The organism is Maricaulis sp. B-26, from assembly GCF_056857855.1.
In genome coordinates this window covers 52,818-68,842 of sequence record NZ_JBSXNX010000020.1, presented here as the reverse complement: position 1 = coordinate 68,842, position 16,025 = coordinate 52,818, and the positions used below count along the sequence as shown (strand labels likewise).

At 65.7% G+C, this 16,025-nt stretch carries 17 protein-coding genes and 1 tRNA gene; 7 read left to right on the top strand and 11 right to left on the bottom strand.

Annotation, left to right across the window (positions count from 1 at the left end):
• Nucleotides 1-12: 12 nt before the first annotated feature.
• The 6 genes from lptB to AC13HB_RS06885 all read right to left on the bottom strand — a co-directional run bounded on the left by lptB (nt 13) and on the right by AC13HB_RS06885 (nt 5,546).
• Nucleotides 13-786 carry an LPS export ABC transporter ATP-binding protein gene (gene lptB, locus AC13HB_RS06910; RefSeq protein ID WP_482949178.1) on the bottom strand — a complete coding sequence of 258 codons (774 nt, stop codon included), beginning with the start codon at nt 784-786 and terminating at the stop codon, nt 13-15.
• A gap of 28 nt (nt 787-814) precedes the next feature.
• The gene (locus tag AC13HB_RS06905) at nt 815-1,378 is read right to left on the bottom strand and encodes an LptA/OstA family protein (RefSeq protein ID WP_482949004.1); all 564 of its coding nucleotides are present in this window, start codon (nt 1,376-1,378) and stop codon (nt 815-817) included.
• A complete protein-coding gene (gene lptC / locus AC13HB_RS06900) occupies nt 1,375-2,070 on the bottom strand; it encodes an LPS export ABC transporter periplasmic protein LptC (RefSeq protein WP_482949003.1) in 696 nt (231 codons plus the stop codon). The genes AC13HB_RS06905 and lptC overlap by 4 nt, the downstream gene beginning before the upstream one ends.
• A gap of 90 nt (nt 2,071-2,160) precedes the next feature.
• Nucleotides 2,161-2,775: a ribonuclease D gene (locus AC13HB_RS06895; protein WP_482949002.1), complete on the bottom strand. Its 615-nt coding sequence runs from the start codon at nt 2,773-2,775 to the stop codon at nt 2,161-2,163.
• 46 nt (nt 2,776-2,821) lie between these two features.
• Nucleotides 2,822-4,081, bottom strand: coding sequence for a hypothetical protein (locus AC13HB_RS06890; protein ID WP_482949001.1), 1,260 nt, complete (start codon nt 4,079-4,081; stop codon nt 2,822-2,824).
• A 13-nt stretch (nt 4,082-4,094) separates the two neighbouring features.
• A complete protein-coding gene (locus tag AC13HB_RS06885; protein WP_482949000.1) occupies nt 4,095-5,546 on the bottom strand; it encodes an MBOAT family O-acyltransferase in 1,452 nt (483 codons plus the stop codon).
• Nucleotides 5,547-5,843: 297 nt separating this feature from the next.
• Here AC13HB_RS06885 and AC13HB_RS06880 point away from each other — a divergent pair, with 297 nt between their 5' ends.
• Nucleotides 5,844-6,272, top strand: a complete 429-nt coding sequence (locus tag AC13HB_RS06880) for a hypothetical protein (RefSeq protein WP_482948999.1) — start codon at nt 5,844-5,846, stop codon at nt 6,270-6,272.
• 96 nt (nt 6,273-6,368) lie between these two features.
• On the opposite strand, the gene AC13HB_RS06875 is transcribed toward AC13HB_RS06880, so the two are convergent.
• The 4 genes from AC13HB_RS06875 to AC13HB_RS06860 all read right to left on the bottom strand — a co-directional run bounded on the left by AC13HB_RS06875 (nt 6,369) and on the right by AC13HB_RS06860 (nt 9,112).
• On the bottom strand, nt 6,369-6,950 hold the full coding sequence (locus AC13HB_RS06875; protein WP_482948998.1) for a hypothetical protein: 582 nt from the start codon (nt 6,948-6,950) through the stop codon (nt 6,369-6,371).
• Nucleotides 6,947-8,128: a M48 family metallopeptidase gene (locus AC13HB_RS06870; RefSeq protein WP_482948997.1), complete on the bottom strand. Its 1,182-nt coding sequence runs from the start codon at nt 8,126-8,128 to the stop codon at nt 6,947-6,949. The genes AC13HB_RS06875 and AC13HB_RS06870 overlap by 4 nt, the downstream gene beginning before the upstream one ends.
• A 10-nt stretch (nt 8,129-8,138) precedes the next feature.
• A complete protein-coding gene (locus tag AC13HB_RS06865; protein WP_482948996.1) occupies nt 8,139-8,885 on the bottom strand; it encodes a hypothetical protein in 747 nt (248 codons plus the stop codon).
• Nucleotides 8,886-9,025: 140 nt separating this feature from the next.
• A tRNA-Leu gene (locus AC13HB_RS06860) sits at nt 9,026-9,112 on the bottom strand.
• Nucleotides 9,113-9,294: 182 nt separating this feature from the next.
• Between AC13HB_RS06860 and AC13HB_RS06855 the strand changes: the two genes are divergently transcribed.
• Nucleotides 9,295-10,263 (top strand): complex I NDUFA9 subunit family protein, encoded by a 969-nt coding sequence (locus AC13HB_RS06855; protein WP_482948995.1) that lies wholly within the window; start codon nt 9,295-9,297, stop codon nt 10,261-10,263.
• Between the two features lie 24 nt (nt 10,264-10,287).
• On the opposite strand, the gene AC13HB_RS06850 is transcribed toward AC13HB_RS06855, so the two are convergent.
• A complete protein-coding gene (locus AC13HB_RS06850; protein ID WP_482948994.1) occupies nt 10,288-11,094 on the bottom strand; it encodes an undecaprenyl-diphosphate phosphatase in 807 nt (268 codons plus the stop codon).
• A 99-nt stretch (nt 11,095-11,193) separates the two neighbouring features.
• Between AC13HB_RS06850 and AC13HB_RS06845 the strand changes: the two genes are divergently transcribed.
• From AC13HB_RS06845 to queG, 5 genes are all read left to right on the top strand, one after another.
• Nucleotides 11,194-12,138 carry a nucleoside hydrolase gene (locus AC13HB_RS06845; protein WP_482948993.1) on the top strand — a complete coding sequence of 315 codons (945 nt, stop codon included), beginning with the start codon at nt 11,194-11,196 and terminating at the stop codon, nt 12,136-12,138.
• A gap of 63 nt (nt 12,139-12,201) precedes the next feature.
• A complete protein-coding gene (locus AC13HB_RS06840) occupies nt 12,202-13,164 on the top strand; it encodes a cation diffusion facilitator family transporter (RefSeq protein WP_482948992.1) in 963 nt (320 codons plus the stop codon).
• A 38-nt stretch (nt 13,165-13,202) separates the two neighbouring features.
• Nucleotides 13,203-13,880: an FtsZ-binding protein FzlA gene (gene fzlA / locus AC13HB_RS06835; protein ID WP_482948991.1), complete on the top strand. Its 678-nt coding sequence runs from the start codon at nt 13,203-13,205 to the stop codon at nt 13,878-13,880.
• A 15-nt stretch (nt 13,881-13,895) separates the two neighbouring features.
• Entirely contained in the window at nt 13,896-14,885 is a 990-nt protein-coding gene (locus AC13HB_RS06830; protein WP_482948990.1) for a hypothetical protein, read from the top strand.
• Nucleotides 14,886-14,894: 9 nt separating this feature from the next.
• Nucleotides 14,895-16,013: a tRNA epoxyqueuosine(34) reductase QueG gene (queG, locus tag AC13HB_RS06825; RefSeq protein ID WP_482948989.1), complete on the top strand. Its 1,119-nt coding sequence runs from the start codon at nt 14,895-14,897 to the stop codon at nt 16,011-16,013.
• Nucleotides 16,014-16,025: the final 12 nt, after the last annotated feature.

Genomic DNA, 16,025 nt, shown 5'->3' with positions numbered 1-16,025 from the left:
TGCAGAGGTTAATCAGCCAAAACTTTCTCCGAGATAAACGCGGCGCACGTCAGGGTCCGCCCGGATCGCGTCCGGCGAGCCTTCGAACAGCACTTTACCCTCGTGAATGATCGTCGCTCGATCAGTGATTTCAAGGGTTTCGCGGACATTGTGGTCCGTGATCAGGATGCCGATCCCGCGCTCTTTCAGAAACCGGATCAGGTCCCGGATATCGGCGATGGCGAGCGGGTCGATGCCGGCAAAGGGCTCGTCGAGCAGCATGAAGGAGGGGCGAGTCGCCAGTGCGCGGGCGATTTCCACACGGCGTCTCTCACCGCCTGACAGTGACGGTGCCGGCGCGTCGCGCAGGTGGGAAATGCGCAATTCCTCGAGCAACTGGTCGACCAGTTCGTGCCGGGCCGTCCTGTCGCGCTCGACGACTTCGGCGACGGCCAGGATGTTCTGCTCCACCGTCATGCCGTGAAAGATCGATTTTTCCTGCGGCAGATAGCCGATACCCAGGCGGGCGCGCTGATACATGGGCAGGCGGGTGATGTCCTCGCCATCCAGAAGGATGCGGCCGTAATCCGCCTCCACCAGGCCGGTGATCATGTAGAAACAGGTCGTCTTGCCGGCGCCGTTCGGGCCGAGCAGACCGGCGACCTCGCCGCGCTGCAGCGAGACGGACACGCCGTTGACGACGGGACGCTTGCGATAGGCCTTGCCGATCTTTTCGACGACGAGGCCGTTGCGGGCGTGTTCTTCCGTCGCGATCGGAGCCTGCTCGGAGGCCTCGGCTTGGGTCATGACCATGGAAATCGTGCTTTCTCGAGGACTATCGGCCGCCGGCTTCGCTGTCGCCGTCACCGTTTCCGTCCTCTTCGGAATTGTTCTGCGGGAAGATCACCGCCCGGACGCGGTCGCCGCTGCCCGGTTCGCCGAAACTGGAATCATTGGTGGCCAGATTGCTGACGAAATGGGTGGTCGTGATGACGTTCTCGCCCTGGATGATCACCACTTCGCCGGTCAGTGTGATGGTCTCGGTCGCGAGCTCGTAGACGCCGCGGTCTCCTCTCGCATTCTGGGTCGGCGAGAAATAGCGGACATTGCCGGTCGCGATGACGCGTTCGATATCGCCACGTTCGCCGGCGGCGGTCTGGGTCCAGAGCAGTTCGACGCGGTCGGCCATCAGGCGGCGATCGCCCTGGGTGATGTCGACACTGCCGATCAGCACCGTCTTGCCTTCGCTGTCGCGGTTCTCGATGCGCTCCGCCGTAGTATCCAGCGGTTGCGAGGAATCGCCGATCTGGCCGTAGGCAGGCGCGAGCGGCGCGCACAGCAGGCAGAGGGGCGCAGCCAGGCGAGCAAGCATGGGCAGGCGGGCAAGATGGCGAATCATTCGTCGTCTCCGGGCGCTTCGGCGGTGCGGTCCTGCACGAGGACAGCGTGCACATTGCCTTCGAATATCACAAGATCACCGCCTTCGCGGATTTCATAGCTGTCGGCGCGGATTTCGCCGATCGGGCCAATCCCCTCGACCGGCATTTCGCCGACCACCCGCTCCTCGCGAAGGAAGATACGGGCGTGCTGCGAGGAGAAGCTGTAGCCCTCCTGCGTCGACAGGTTCACATCGGAATAAAGATCGAGAATGCGGTTGGGCAGGTCGTAGCGTCCGGCCTGGGCGAGCACGCGGGAGGTGCCGCCGTTCGCATTGAGAAAGTCGTAGTCCAGCCGCGGGCGCTCGAGCTCGGTAATGCCGGGCGCGGCATCGCGCCGGCGGATCGCGACATCGGCGGTCACCGCATAGGGCGTGAGGTTCTCGTCACGACCGGTGAAGCGTGGATTGATCATGCGCACATCGGCGCTCACCGCCTCGGTCTCGGTCGGACCCGCACCCTGATTGCCCATGGTCAGCTGGACGCCGAGCAGGATGACGATGCCGGCCGCGGCCGCCATAAAGAAGAAACGCAGGCCGCGCACGAAGGCCGTCCGCTTGCGCGCCACGCTCAGCGCAAGGGCCCGCCGGGGCTCCCAGCGAGCATGATGCGGCGGATGGAGAGCCTCGAGGCCCGGATTGGCGGTTGCGCTCATTACTCGGATCGATACTGGCGGCGCTTCGCGATGTACGAAGTGCTGTTGGACAAAGACCAGTCTTCGCGGGCCTTTTCAAGGCAAAGGCGGTCAGGAATGGGCAAATATGTCGGTTTCCGGCCAGCCAGCCAGGTCGAGGCGGGCCCGCGTCGGCAGGAAATCGAAGCAGGCTTTCGCCAGTTCGAACCGGCCCTCGCGCTCCAGCATCATGGTCAGCTTTTCGCGCAGCTTGTGCAGGTGCAGGACGTCGGAGGCGGCATAGTCCAGCTGCGCCGGGGTCAGTTCGTCGGCGCCCCAGTCCGAGCTTTGCTGCTGCTTGTTCATGTCCGCGCCGACGAGTTCGCGGGTCACGTCCTTGAGGCCGTGACGGTCCGTATAGGTACGGCAGAGCTTGGACGCGATCTTGGTGCAGAAGACCGGGGCGAGGGTGACGCCGAGATATTTCTCGATCATCGCCACATCGAAGCGGGCGAAATGCAGGATTTTCTCGACATCCGGGCTCGAGAGGAGCGCCTTCAGGTTCGGGCAGTCATAGCCGGACCGGTCCATCTGCACGACATGGGCGTCGCCGTCGCCGGCAGAGAGCTGCACCACGCACAGCGGATCGCGCGTCAGCGAGAGGCCCATGGTTTCGGTGTCGATGGCGACGAGCGGACCGAGGTCGAGATCGGCGGGCAGATCGCCCTTGTGGTAATGCACAGTCATCTGGCGCTCCTCGTTTGTCTGTCGCCTGCGTTCGAATGCCAGCGTCCTAGCGCCGCGACGCCGCGGGCGCAATGCGACCGAGCTTGTCGTCCAGGCTGCGGCGGTCGTCGCGATTGAGATATTGCCGCGTCTCGATCTCTGCCGTCGGGTCCGCCGCCTCGACGGCATCGAGAAGTGCGGTGGCGTCCTGTCCGTCCGGCGTGTCCAGCCAGGCGGCTCGCCGCGCGGCGATGGCCGCTGCGGTCGTTTCGACATTGCCGGGCGTCAGCAGGACCCCGCTGGCAGATGTGTCGGGCCCGGCCTCGCCCCGCATCACGGCCAGCATGTCGCGGCCGATATGGGGCAGATAGTGCGACGGCTCGTAGAAATTCGGGTGGGCGGCGGTCTGGTCTGCGGCGGGCGCGGGCACGGTGGCGAACGCGCGAAAGCCGGAGAAGTCCCAGAGCGCGGCGGCGCCGGCCTGGCCGCACGAATCGACCGGCGTTCGACCGGCATAGCGCGCGAATACTTCGGCCAGCTGGGCGCGGAAAGCGAGATAATCCTCGCCGCGCCCGGTGCGGAACAGGGCTTCCTCGCGCCAGGCGTGAAGGGGGTGGATGAAGCCCGTGACCTGGACGCCGTTGGCGGTCAGCGCATCGAGCGTGCGGTCGAACAGGGCGAGCCGGTCCGGGTCGAACTGATAGCCGAGATAATAGCGATAGATCCCGCTCGCGCCGTCCGTATAGCGCTGCCGCTGCCGACCCGCCGGATAGCTGTCCGCCCAGGGCACGCGTGGCTGCGAGCCGGTGACATTGTCCGCGATCAGCTGCACGGAGGCGCCGAACGTGTTTGGCGACAGCGAGACGCGCGCCAGCGAGAGATCGCGCCGCCCGTCGCGCAGAGCCGAGAGCCAGTAGGTCGCCTTGGCCTTTGAATGGGTGCCGAACTCGTCCAGATCGAGGCCGATGACGACGCAGTCGAGGCTGTCATTGCGGGCCGCCAGGGCCATGGCCTGGGTCAGTTCGAAAATATTCGTGCCGCGCATGCCGGCATTGATATAGCCCTCCGGTAGACCGGCCGGGTCCTGCGGGAAGCCGTCCACCGTACGCGAGGAGCCGAGGATGATGGCGCGGTCCCCGCCGCGTGCCAGCCGGTCGGCGACATGGACGCGGCCGCCATCCTCCAGCAGGCGCGTATCGCGCGCGGTCAGCCCCGGAATATCGGGCGCGCCGGTTATGCCGAACGGATCGACCAGCGCATTGAAGCCCGCAAACCCGGCGAGGGCCGCGAAGAGGGCGATCAGCAATGTCGAGGCGTAACGCTGCATGCGGGCCGGTCCGTCAGAAAGTGTAATAGATGAATTCGGAGGTCTTCCAGGCGTTCAGCACGGAGAGGAAGAGCAGGGCTGCTGCCGCCACTGCCGCGCCGCGGCCGAAGCGCCAGCGCGGGCCGGGCTTGGGCCTGATCTGGGCGTCCTCCATGCTCTGGTCGTCGATCACGTCGGAGAAGACTTCCGGCGTGTCCGGGAGCGACCAGACGATGCCGAGGCCGAAAATCAGCCAGGCGACGGCTTCGATGGTCACGCCTTCGAGGCCGAGGCCGGACATGCCGAACATGCCGGCCAGGATGCGGCCGGCGCCGGTCCAGCTTTCCGCCCGGAAAAAGACCCAAGCGATCGTGGTGAAGGCGAAGGTGAGGCCGACGGCAATGACGCGCCGCCGCCCGTCGAACCAGCCTTTCGGTCCCCATTTCGCCCAGTAATGGTTCACGGTCAGGCCGAGCCCGTGCAGGCCGCCCCATATCACGAAGGTCCAGGCTGCGCCGTGCCAGAGGCCGCCGAGCAGCATGGTCGCCATCAGATTGATGGAGCGCCGGGTCTCGCCTTTGCGATTGCCGCCGAGCGGGATGTAGAGGTGATCGCGCAGAAAATGCGACAGCGTGATGTGCCAGCGGCGCCAGAACTCGACCACCGAAGCCGATTTGTACGGCCCGTTGAAATTCACCGGAAGGCGATAGCCGAGGCAACGGGCGAGGCCGAGTGCCATGTCGGAATAGCCGGAGAAGTCGAAGAATATCTGCAGCGCATAGGCGATCGCGCCGACCCAGGCGGCGATCAGGCCGGGCTCGCCGCCGCGTTCGGCCATGGCGAAGAGCGAGGAGGCGAAAGGCTCGATATTCTCCGCGATCAGCACTTTCTTGGCGAGGCCGATCGAGAAAATCGTCAGGCCGATGCCGAGATTCTGCCAGATGTCGTCCTTGCGCTTGTCGTCCGCGAACTGGGCCGCGATCTGGTGGTGCTGGACCAGCGGGCCGGCGACGATGTGCGGGAAGAAGCTGACGAAGAGGGTGTGCGAGAAGATATGCCCCGGTGCCGTCCGTTTCTTGGCGATGTCGACCAGGAAGCTGATCTGCTGGAATGAGAAGAAGGATATGGCCAGTGGCAGGCCGACGCCCAGCAGGGGCACGTCCAGCGGCGTGAGCGCGTTGACGTTGCCGATCAGGAAGTCGGCGTATTTGAAGAAGCCGAGCAGGGACAGGTTGAAGATGATCCCGAGCGCGAGAAAGGGCTGGTTGCCCCATTTTGCCATGGCCCGCGCCACGAGGTGGTTCACCGCCACCGAGGCCAGCAGGAGAGGCAGGTTCCGCACGTCCCACCAGGCATAGAAAACCAGCGAAGCCAGATTCAGGATGAACAGCGCCGTGAGGTGCGAGAGATAGCGCCGCGCCAGATAATAGGCGAGCAGCACCCCCGGCAGGAAGAGAAACAGGAATTCGAACGAATTGAATAGCATTGACGCGCCGGCCCCCAAGACCGGGCGACGCTAGCGGGCGAGGCCTGTGGCGGCAAGATTGGGCCGCACGCCGGACGCGGTGGCTGTCCGCATCATGACAAAGGCATGACAGATGTGCCGTTTGGTGATTTTGATAATCGTCAAATATTCATTCCGGAGACGCTAAAGCGTGAAATAACAGTGTTGTGGCGATATTTCGCTAAATCACGTATAGTCCGTACACGGACTTTACAGCAGGCGTGCGAGCTGTACCATAAGCGTCATAGAAGTTGTCAGAGTCCCTCGGGAGGGAAAGTCATGAAGAAAACAATGCGCAATTTCGCAGCATCTCTGCTCGTCGCCGGCATGGCGTCGGTCCCGGCAGTGGCCCAGGCATCCGCCGCGCCGGAGGGTGAGGCTTTCTTGCTGGAGATGCTCGGCCAGCGCGGCTGGGAAGTGACATGCCGCGTGACCCAGGATGACGGCGATGCCGTGAACACGCGCGAGCGTGGCCGTGGTCTGAACGATAACGGCCGCTTCCTCGTCGCCGACGCCGTTGGCGGCCAGTGCAATTACGCCGTACCGGAAAACGGCGAGCTCCGCCTCACCCTGCATGTAGAGCACACGCGGTTCGAATGCCCCTTCACCATTACCGAAGCCGGATTCTGCCGGGCCTATGTCAATCCGGGCGATACGGGCAGCTTCGTTCTGCGCCAGCGGCCCGCTGCGGCGCCCGCCGGATCCTGAATTCCTCGACCCCCTGCGAAGCCTTCGAGGATAATGAAAACGCCCGGCTGGAAACCAGCCGGGCGTTTTTGCGTCTATTGCGGATCGTGTGAGGCGCTATTCGGCGTCCGGCATGTCGATCGAGCTCATGATCGCATCCACCTCGCCCGACAGCGTGTCGTAATAGTGAAGCTCCGGCGCCAGGAAGAGGACCAGGTCGAGACGCTCGTTGCGGGCGATCGCCGCCACGTCGCCGCGTACGCGCAGTCCGTTCTGCCAGGTCCCGGTCAGGCCGAAGCGCAGGCCGTCATGCCCGTCGAAACTCGCCGGACGGATATCGTCGGCTTCGACGCTGCTATAGCCGATCAGGGACAGGCTGCTTGTGACCAGTTCGACGACCTCGAACTCGGTCGAGCCCGAGGTGTAGAGCGGAATTTCAAAGTCCCGGCGGGCGCGAACGAGGCTGCCGCCGTCCTCGATGGACATGAAGTGGAGGCGGTTCAGCAGGACGCCGTCCCGGGTGAGGTACTCGCCTTGCGTGTCGTAATTGATCTGCGAGGGCCAGCGCGACCAGTCGCTCGGAAGCGTGACGGCATAGTCCGCCTCGGTCTGGAAGGCCCCGGCGGGGGCGGTTTCCGGTGTCACGGCGCAGGCCGCGAGGCTGAGGGCCGCAGCGGCCAGAATCAGGATCTTTTTCATTCGGACGTCCCCCGAAGTTCGGTGATCAGGCTTTGGATGAGATAGCGGTCACGCGCATCGGGCGCGTGATCCAGATAGGTGGCGAAGGCGTCGGCCGCTTCCTGGTCGAGGCCGTCGGCGCGATAGAGCTCGCCGAGACCGCGCCAGGCATCGGCCGGAGCATCGGCATACGTTACCGCGGCGAGATAGGCTTCCAGCGCGGCGTCGGCATCGCCGTCCTCGTCACGCAGGGCATATACTCGGCCGCGGGCATAGTTGAGCACGCCCAGATCGGTTTCCAGCGCGGTGAGCCGGTCCACCAGATGCAGGGTGGCGCCGTAGTCACGGCGGACGATCTGCATGTCCAGCCAGTCCTTGAGGAAGGGCCGGATCACGGCGCGATACTCGTGCGCGTCATGTTCCGCCTGGTCGTTTCCGGAAGCGTGCCCGCGCAAGGCTTCGATGCGGTCCTCGATGTCCGGATGGGTGCCGAGAAAGCCGCCGGACTGGCCTTCGCGGGTCACTTCCTCATGATCGGAGGCTTCCAGCTCGGCCAGCAGGTTTTCCCAGATATGCGCACCGGCGGTCGGTGCGAAGCCGGCCTGGGTCGCATAGTAGAGACCCTTGGAGTCGGCTTCTGCCTCCTGCTCGCGCGAGAAGGCGAAGGCCTCGCCATAAGCCATCAGCGCGCCGACGGAACCCAGCCCGCCGCCTCCGGCTGCGGAAATCGCGGAGGACAGCACGGTGGCCGTCACATTCGCATTGCGCAGGGCTGCATGGCGTTCGAGCGCATGGTTCTCCTCGAAATGCACGAATTCGTGCCCGAGCACGAAGCCGAGCTGGTCGGCGGTCTCCGCCCGCAAGAGCAGGCCGGTATTGACCACCGCCATGCCGTTCGGCGCCATGGAGGCGTTGAAGTTTGGCGTTTCCACCACATAGATGCGCAGATCCTGGCAGAATGCGCCGGACACTTCGCACACCATGTCCGAGACATAGGCGTTGAGGTCAGGATCGGAATTGAGACGGCCCGACGCCCGCAGCCGCCGCTCCGCCTCATTGGTCTGGTACCAGAAGCTGGCTTCGGTGGTGCTCAGATCCTCCGGGCGATCGCCTGCTGTGCGCACGCCCATATCGGTCGAGGCGCAAGCAGCCAGCATCGCCAGCCCGGCGACGGGCCAGAGGCGCAGAAAACTGGACATCGCCGCGACCCTATTCGAGCGGCAGATTGCGCAGGACCCGGCTGACGATGTTTGCCGACTCCGTCTCGTCGCGGGCATCGCCGAGGGCGGCGATGGCGCGTTCCTCGAGAGCGCCGGTCTCCAGATCGACGACCGTGCCGATCGTGGCGCGGAAATTCTGCGAGGGCGGCGTATAGCCGGTGGCGGCGGACACCAGGACCTGGGTCATGAAGACGCCGCTGCTCTCGATCTGCGAGTAATGGTCGATGAAAATGGCCCGGTCGGCGCCGTAGGCGTCGCGCAGCAGGGACGCATTGGCGCCGAGGGTGAGGCCTTCATTGCGCCCTTCAGGCTTGTGCGGCATGCGCGTTTCCGCGGAGGCGCTGACGACTTCGTAGAGGAAGAGCAGCTGCTGCAGCGCATCGTCCATCGCCACCGGTTCCTCGAACTCGGTGATCGAGTAGCTGGCCTCGCCGACCTGGTTCACGAAGCCGGCCTGGAGATTGACCTTGGCGGCTTCGGTCCAGTCGGCGCGCACTTCCGCGCCGCCGGTCGTGATGAAAACGATCTCGGCATTCGGTTCCATGATCAGATAGTCGGCGGTCTCCGCCTCCATCGGCATGGTCCCGGTCTCGACTGCCGCATCCATGGCCGGCATGGCTTCGGCGGCCGCAGTCCCGGCCGCGCCGTGGTCCTCGCCATGATCGTCGGCCAGGGCGAGTCCGCTCGCACACGAACACAGAACCGCCAGGCTGGCGGCGTAGGCTGCAAAATTCATGAAGTCCCCCAAGAAGTACTGCCGGCAGTGTTCAGAACCGGACCGCACCGGTCAATACGCCAGTGCAACTTTTTGTGGTTTTCCGACGCAACGCGCGCGATGCGCGTTCCATTCTGTCCGGACTGATCGGGGGAGAAGTATGGTGCCCAGGAGAAGACTCGAACTTCCACGGCCTTGCGGCCACTGGCACCTGAAGCCAGCGCGTCTACCAATTCCGCCACCTGGGCAGGTGTCAGAGGCGCGGTAGGTAAAAGAGCAGCCCGGTCGTGTCAACGTCCTCCTTGCATGAGATGCATCACCGGGCGCAGCATCGCGCTCCGCCCCGCAGGCAGGCGCATTGTCTCATGGACAGGCGCGCGGTTTTTTGGTCTATCCGGGCGCAACACATTCCACGTTGAGGATGACAGCGATGCTCCGTGACGAAATCATCACCGTATTCGGCGGCTCCGGCTTCGTAGGCCGCCATGTGGTCCGGGCCCTGGCGAAAGCCGGCTATCGTGTCCGTGTCGCCTCCCGGCGGCCGCACCTGGCCCAGGACGTTCGCGTGATGGGCGTCGTCGGACAGGTCCAGCTGGTCCAGGCCAATCTGCGGGTCCCGTCCTCTGTCGCACGCGCCGTCGAAGGCGCCAGCGGCGTCGTCAATCTGGTCGGCGTGCTCAATGAGAGCGGCCGTCAGACCTTCACCCGCCTGCATGCCCAGGGCGCCCGCATCGTGGCCGAGGCCGCCCGGGATGCCGGTATCGAGAAACTAGTTCAGATCTCGGCAATAGGCGCCGATGCCGAGAGTCCGTCGCGCTATGCCCGGACCAAGGCCGGCGGCGAGGCCGCGGTGCGCGAGACGCTGCCGAGCGCGACCATTCTGCGCCCGTCCATCGTGTTCGGGACGGAAGACAGCTTCTTCAACCGCTTCGCCGACATGGCGCGCTTCGTGCCGGCCCTGCCGCTCTTCGGCGGCGGCAAGACCCGCTTCCAGCCGGTCTTCGTGGGCGATGTGGCCAAGGCGGTGCTCGCCGCGATCGAGTCCCCGGACGCGGCCGGCGAGACCTATGAGCTCGGCGGGCCCGGCATCTACACCTTCGCCGAGCTGATGCGCTTCATTCTGGACGAGATCGATCGTCCGCGTCTGCTCCTGCCGCTGCCCTGGGCCATTGCCCGGGTCATCGCTATGCTCTCCGAGATGGCTGCGGTCTTGCCGTTGATCCAGCCGGTGATCACGCGCGATCAGCTCACCCAGCTGCAGCGCGACAATGTCGTGTCGGACGGCGCCAAAACGCTGGCCGATCTCGGTATCGAGGGCGAAACCGTCGATGCGGTGGTGCCGTCCTACCTTGTGCGCTACCGCCGCTACGGCCAGTTCCACGAAGAATCGCACATCTGATATCTGTCCGGCGCTGCGGCCCGGTCAGGACAGTGTGAGCAGCGCGATCAGCCCCAGCCCCAGCGCGATCCGGTAGACCACGAAGGGCAGGAAGCCGATCCGGTCGACCAGCTTCATCAGAACGGCGATGGCCGCCCAGGCGGCGAGGAATGACAGGCCGGCGACGATCAGCCCGTCGCCGAGGGCCGCGCCGGCCGTATCCGCCCGGGCCAGCTCGATCAGCGAGACCAGGGCGAAGCCGGCGATGACCGGGATCGCCATCAGCATGGAAAAGCGGGCGCTCTGCGAGCGCGTCAGGCCGAGCGCGCGGCCTGCGGTCATGGTCACGCCCGAGCGCGAGGCGCCGGGAATGAGCGCGAAAGCCTGCGCCACGCCGATCAGGGCGGCATCGCGAAAACCCATCGTCTCGACCGACTGCGTATTGCGGCCATAGCGGTCCGCCAGCCAGAGCGGCAGGGCGAAGACGAGCGTGGCAATGGCGATTACCCAGGGCGAGCGCAGGGCGTCGACCCAGCCCGTCGCATAGAGCGCGCCGCCGGCCAGCAGGACGGGCGGCAGCGAGACGGCGACGAGCAGGGCGATGCGTCCACCCGGCGTGATGCGCCCGCGCAGCAGGGCGAACTTGCCGATCGCAACGTCGCGGATATCCCGCCAGAAATAGACGAGGACGGCGAGCAGCGAGCCGCCATGGGCCATGACGTCGATCAGCGGACCCTGATCGGCCGTTCCCAGCACATCGGGCGCAAGGATGAGATGCGCGGAGGAGCTGATCGGAAGAAACTCCGTGATACCCTGAACGAGGGCGAGAACGACGAACTGGATCAGGGTCATGACACGATTGCGGCTGGTCGGTGGATCGGGGCATCCTCCTGCACTTCCGCCGGGATGGCCAGAGGGCAATGTCGGCGCCGGAGCGAAAGGCAGCACGGCTTGAAACTGTGGATCGACACGGATGGCGGGGTGGACGACGCGCTCGCCATTGCCTGCGCGCTGGCCGCGCCGGATGTGGAGCTGGTCGGGATATCGGCCGTGTTCGGCAATGTCGCGCCGCGCCGGGCCGCGCGCAATGCGGCGCTGGTCCAGTCCTTTTTCCCCGGCCCCGCATGCCCGGTCTGGGTCGGCGCGACCCGGCCGCTGGTCGGGACCTGGCGCGATGCCCGGACCGTGCATGGTCCGGACGGGCTGGGCGGTGCCACGGCCCAGCACGAATTGCCGTTCGAGGAACAGGTCGTGCTGGAGGCGCATCCCGAGGAGACCGCGCACCGGCTGGCCACGTTCGCACGGGAAGCCGGACCGGAGGGGCGCCTCGTCTGTATCGGGCCGCTGACCCATCTTGCAGTCGCGCTGTCGCGCCATCCAGGGGCCTTCGACCGCCTCGGCGGGATCGTCTGCATGGGCGGCACACTGAGTATCCCGCGTCCGCGACGCGGCGATGCGGAGTTCAATTTCTCCTCGGACCTCGAGGCCACGCGCGGCGTGCTGGCCCAGGCGCCCCGGCTTCTCATCCTGCCGCTGGATACTTGCCGCCGCGTCGTCCTGCGCCGGGCCCGGCTCGCCCGCATCGCGAAGGAGACGGGCTCCGGCCTGACCCGCTTCCTGCGCCGCGCGCATACGCATTACATGGACTTCTATCTCGAGCGCGAGGGCATTGACGGTTGTTACCCGCACGACGCCCTCGCTGTCGCGCTGGCGGTCGCGGGCGATGAGATATTTTCGGTCGCCCGGCATGATCTCGAGCTCGACACGCAACAGGGTTTCCCCGGCCTGTTGTCGCCCTCGCCTCAGGGACGGCCGCTGCAGGTGGCGACCGGGGTCGACCTTCGGGCGGCGCTGAACTGGATCGAAACCTGTCTCCGTGGTTCCAAGGCCGATTGACGGCCCTTCACGGAGCAACCTAAACCGGTCTGGCTCACACCGGGCGGGAAGGGATAAGCTGCCATGCCGCACGATCACGCAAGTCACGCCGGACCGGGACGTCTCTCCCCGGAGGAAGCCGCTCGCCATACGGGCCGGGCGACGCGCGCCTCCGTGGCGGTTGCGGTGATCCTGACTCTGACCAAGGCCATCGTCTGGTGGATGTCCGGCTCGGTCGCACTGCTCGCCTCCATGGCCGACAGCCTGCTCGATCTGACCGCATCGCTGACCGTGTACTTCTCGGTGCGCTATGCCGCCGAGCCGGCGGACGCCGAACACCGTTACGGGCACGGCAAGGCTGAGGCCTTCGCCGGGATCATGCAGGCCATTTTCGTGGCGGCCTCGGCCGCACTCCTGCTGCGCGAGGGCATTTCACACATCATCAATCCGGTGCCGATCCAGGCGGGCGGCTGGGCGCTGGGCGTGATGGCGCTGTCCATCGCCCTCACACTCGTCCTGGTCTGGGTTCAGACCCGCGCGCTGGAGAAGACCGGCTCGATCGCGGTCGAGGGCGACCGGGCCCACTATTTCTCCGATCTCGGCGCCAATGTGGCGGTGATGATCGGCATTGCCGGCGCCACCATGATGGGCTGGCTCTGGCTGGATGCAGCGGCGGCGCTGGCTGTGGCGGCCTGGCTGGGCTGGACCGCCTGGGGCGTGGCGCGCGGTGCGGCGGCGCAATTGATGGACCAGGAGCTCGACGATGCGGACCGGGAGCAGATCCGCGACATCGTCCTGTCCGATCCGCGCATTCTGGACATGCACGAGCTGCGGACGCGGGCCTCGGGACCACTGGTCCACATCCAGTTCCACATGGCGCTCGATCCGGATCTCAAGCTCCAGGATGCCCATCGTATTCTCGTCAAGTGCGAGCGGCGGCTTCTGGACGCTTTCCCGGCGGCTGACATTCTCATTCATGCCGATCCGCACGGCGTTGCCGAGCCGCACGGGACGGAATTCTTTTCTGCGGAAGAGAATCCGGCATGAACCGCAAATGCGCCGCAAAGCGAGGATAGCGTTCCGCCATGCGCACCCTGCATCATTGGCCACTCGACCCCTTCTCCCGCCAGGTGCGGCTGGTGCTCGACGAGAAGTCGCTGCGCCACAAGGAGGTGATCGAGGAGCCCTGGGAGCATCCCGATACGCTGCTGGCGCTGAACCCGTCCGGTGCGACGCCCGTCCTGGTCGATACCTCGGGCGGCGGCGAGCGCGTGATCGTGGAATGCCGCGCCATCCTGGAATATCTCGAGGAGACCACGCCCAGCCCCTGTCTGCTGCCGGGCGGTCCGGCGGAGCGGGCCGAGGCGCGCCGGCTGATGGACTGGTTCGACCGCAAGTATGACGGCGAGGTCAATGCCTATCTCCTGCACGAAAAGCTGGAAAAGCGCGTGCAGGGACTGGGGGCTCCCGATCCGGCCGCGATCCGTGCCGGCCGTGAGCATCTGCGCTGGCATCTCGATCACATGGCCTGGCTTCTGGAAAGCCGGGACGGGCTGGCTGGGCCGCGCTATACGCTGGCCGATATCGCGGCGGCCGCGCATCTCTCCTGTGCCGACTATCTCGGCGATGTGCCCTGGGACGAGTTCGAACCGGTGAAGCACTGGTATCAGCGCGTCAAATGCCGCCCGGCCTTCCGCGGCCTGCTCCTGGACAAATTGCCGGGCTCGCAACCGTCTGCGCATTATGCGGACCTGGATTTCTGACCGCTGGGGGGAATTATGCGGCGTATCTTTACTGTTTTTCTTCTGTTTTTCGTCCTGCCCTTCGGTGCGACTGCCCAGACCGAACTCGACGAGACCCGGGCCTTTCTCGGCTGGTCGATGGAGGTGAACCAGGTCACCCAGCGAGCGCTGGGCCTGCTGGATTCGGTCTTCGATGCCGATATCGTCGGCGTGCGCGTGCGGGATGGCGAAATCGATGTCGAAGCCGGCGAGGCGGAACTGGCCACCTGGCGCAATCTCATCGACGCGGAACTCCTGGCCATCGAGGCCGAGGTCGCGCGCCTGTCCTCCGGGCCGGCCGCCGTGCCCGAACGGCTCGCACCGGCTGTCGGGGCAATGGTGAGCTCCCTGCATGACACCGTCGCGGCCGTGAACGAACTGGTGGATCAGGCCGAAGCGGCCGCCCGCCGCGATTTCGCCGGAGAACCGGAGAATGACGACGCCATCTATGCGGCCCGCTATGCGGCCCTGCAGGAATATTATGCGGGCCAGGCCCGCTATCTGCGCCTGACCGCGGAACTGGCCGAGGCGGAACATCCGCAATACGGCCTGTCCCTGGCGACCGCGACCAATCTCGACTCGATCGTCATCGCACTCGAGCTGGGCCGCCAGGCCTTTGGAGACGAGCCCTCGGCCTTCGCCGTCTCCGACCCGGCTGTCACCTTTGCCGACAATGCGGCCAGCGTCGAGGCTCATCTGGACGAGAGCGAACGCCAGTACCGGACGATGCGCGCGCAGGTAATGCTCATGAGCACGGGGTCCAGCGAGGAGGAACGGATCCGGACCATCCTGCTGGACATGCTGGAAACCTATGTCGAAAGCTATGCAGCGGAACGGCGCGGCCTCGGCCTGCACCGCTCGCTTATCGGCGATATCGAGGCACGCGGTTCGGACGCGGTCTTCGATTGGGTCGAACACCTCATCGGCTACGAAGAGGAACGCGATGGCGTCCAGCAACGCCGCATGGCGATCGCCAGCCAGCTCTAGGAGGCATTCATGACGCCGGGCGAGCTTATCGCTCTCGCCGCCGAAATCGGCTTCACCACGCTGCGCGTCTGCCGGGCCGACGAGGCGTGGGCGGCGGGCGAGCGGCTGGCCGAATTCGTGTCGGCGGGCCGCCATGGCTCGATGGGGTGGATGGAAGACACGCTGGAACGGCGTCAGCACCCGACGGCGATGTGGCCGGAGGCGAAATCGGCGGTCGTGGTCGGGCTGAATTACGGGCCCGAGGCCGATCCCTTGCCGCTGCTGGAGCGCAAGTCCGAGGGCGTGATCTCCTGCTATGCACAGAACAATGACTATCACGACCTGATCAAGAAGCGCCTCAAGCGGCTGGCCCGGGCCTTCGTCGAGGCGACGGGCGAGGATGTGAAGGTCTTCGTCGATACCGCCCCGTTGATGGAAAAGCCGTTGGCGGCCAAGGCGGGTCTCGGCTGGCAGGGCAAACACACCAATCTGGTCAGCCGTGAGCACGGCTCCTGGCTCTTTCTCGGCGTCATGCTGACCACGGCCGAACTCGAGCCGGACGCGCCGGAGACCGATCATTGCGGCTCCTGCCGGGCCTGTCTGGACATTTGCCCGACCGATGCGTTTCCGGCGCCCTACCAGATCGATGCGCGGCGCTGCATTTCCTACCTCACCATTGAGCACAAGGGCGCCATTCCGCGCGAATTCCGCGCCGCGATGGGCAATCGCATCTATGGCTGCGACGACTGCCTCGCCGTGTGTCCGTGGAACAAGTTTGCCGAGACGAGTGCGGAAATGGCCTTCCATCCGCGCGTCGAGCTGAAGGGGCCGCTCCTGTCTGAACTCGCCGCCCTGGACGATGCGGGCTTCCGGCAAGTCTTCACAGCCTCACCGGTCAAGCGGATCGGGCGCGACCGTTTCGTGCGAAACGTGCTGATCGCGATCGGCAATTCCGGCGATGAGAGCCTGCTGGAGACGGTCCGCACGCGCCTCACGGACGGGGCGCCCCAGGTGCGTGCCATGGCGGTCTGGGCCCTGTCGCGTCTGGCGCCGGAGGAGGCTGCGGACATGGCGTCGAGCCGGGCGGAGGCCGAGCCGGACGCCGAGGTGCGCCGTGAATGGGTGCATCTCGCTGAAAACGCGCCGTGAGATTGATAGTAT

What these genes read in the sequence shown, in the direction of transcription:
- lptB (WP_482949178.1), bottom strand. Translation starts at nt 786, where the DNA reads ATGACCCAAGCCGAGGCCTCCGAGCAGGCTCCGATCGCGACGGAAGAA.
- AC13HB_RS06875 (WP_482948998.1), bottom strand. Translation starts at nt 6,950, where the DNA reads ATGAAAAAGATCCTGATTCTGGCCGCTGCGGCCCTCAGCCTCGCGGCC.
- AC13HB_RS06855 (WP_482948995.1), top strand. Translation starts at nt 9,295, where the DNA reads ATGCTCCGTGACGAAATCATCACCGTATTCGGCGGCTCCGGCTTCGTA.
- AC13HB_RS06885 (WP_482949000.1), bottom strand. Translation starts at nt 5,546, where the DNA reads ATGCTATTCAATTCGTTCGAATTCCTGTTTCTCTTCCTGCCGGGGGTG.
- AC13HB_RS06880 (WP_482948999.1), top strand. Translation starts at nt 5,844, where the DNA reads ATGAAGAAAACAATGCGCAATTTCGCAGCATCTCTGCTCGTCGCCGGC.
- AC13HB_RS06905 (WP_482949004.1), bottom strand. Translation starts at nt 1,378, where the DNA reads ATGATTCGCCATCTTGCCCGCCTGCCCATGCTTGCTCGCCTGGCTGCG.
- AC13HB_RS06840 (WP_482948992.1), top strand. Translation starts at nt 12,202, where the DNA reads ATGCCGCACGATCACGCAAGTCACGCCGGACCGGGACGTCTCTCCCCG.
- AC13HB_RS06895 (WP_482949002.1), bottom strand. Translation starts at nt 2,775, where the DNA reads ATGACTGTGCATTACCACAAGGGCGATCTGCCCGCCGATCTCGACCTC.
- queG (WP_482948989.1), top strand. Translation starts at nt 14,895, where the DNA reads ATGACGCCGGGCGAGCTTATCGCTCTCGCCGCCGAAATCGGCTTCACC.
- AC13HB_RS06865 (WP_482948996.1), bottom strand. Translation starts at nt 8,885, where the DNA reads ATGAATTTTGCAGCCTACGCCGCCAGCCTGGCGGTTCTGTGTTCGTGT.
- fzlA (WP_482948991.1), top strand. Translation starts at nt 13,203, where the DNA reads ATGCGCACCCTGCATCATTGGCCACTCGACCCCTTCTCCCGCCAGGTG.
- lptC (WP_482949003.1), bottom strand. Translation starts at nt 2,070, where the DNA reads ATGAGCGCAACCGCCAATCCGGGCCTCGAGGCTCTCCATCCGCCGCAT.
- AC13HB_RS06890 (WP_482949001.1), bottom strand. Translation starts at nt 4,081, where the DNA reads ATGCAGCGTTACGCCTCGACATTGCTGATCGCCCTCTTCGCGGCCCTC.
- AC13HB_RS06830 (WP_482948990.1), top strand. Translation starts at nt 13,896, where the DNA reads ATGCGGCGTATCTTTACTGTTTTTCTTCTGTTTTTCGTCCTGCCCTTC.
- AC13HB_RS06850 (WP_482948994.1), bottom strand. Translation starts at nt 11,094, where the DNA reads ATGACCCTGATCCAGTTCGTCGTTCTCGCCCTCGTTCAGGGTATCACG.
- AC13HB_RS06870 (WP_482948997.1), bottom strand. Translation starts at nt 8,128, where the DNA reads ATGTCCAGTTTTCTGCGCCTCTGGCCCGTCGCCGGGCTGGCGATGCTG.